A 496-nucleotide genomic window follows, 5' to 3' on the forward strand; every position below is an offset into this window, starting at 1 on the left:
ACCAGCCCTCGATGAAGGCGAACAGCTCCCGTCGAGCCTGCTCGTGAGTTTGGAAGCGCGAACGAGCGAGCAGTTCGCATTCGAGGGTGGCGAAGAAGCTTTCGCACATGGCGTTGTCGAAGCAATCGCCTACCGTGCCCATCGAAGGGCGGACTCCCGCTTCTCGGCAGCGCCGGCCGAAGGCAATGGACGTGTATTGACATCCCTGATCCGAATGATGAATGACGCCATCGGGGCGACGTTGCGCAAGGGCCATGTCGAGCGCGCGCAGCATCAGCTCCGTGTACAGATGATTGGACATCGCCCAGCCGACGATACGGCGGCTGAAGACATCGAGCACCACGGCCAGATACAGGAAGCCTTCGGCCGTCGGCACATAGGTGGCATCGGCTACCCACAGCCGATTCGGTGCGTCAGCCACGAAGTGCCGTTGCACGAGATCGGGCGCGGGCCGTGCGCCGCTCTGACGCCGCGTGGTGTTGATCCAGCGCCGCCG

Annotated in this window: 1 protein-coding gene; it reads right to left on the reverse strand. The window is 63.5% G+C overall.

Annotation, left to right across the window (positions count from 1 at the left end; translation table 11 throughout):
- On the reverse strand, nucleotides 1-496 hold a 496-nt coding region (locus GWC77_RS28305), incomplete at both ends, for an IS3 family transposase (protein WP_173262944.1).

It is taken from the genome of Paraburkholderia sp. NMBU_R16, from assembly GCF_013282575.1.
In the GTDB taxonomy this organism is placed as follows: domain Bacteria; phylum Pseudomonadota; class Gammaproteobacteria; order Burkholderiales; family Burkholderiaceae; genus Trinickia.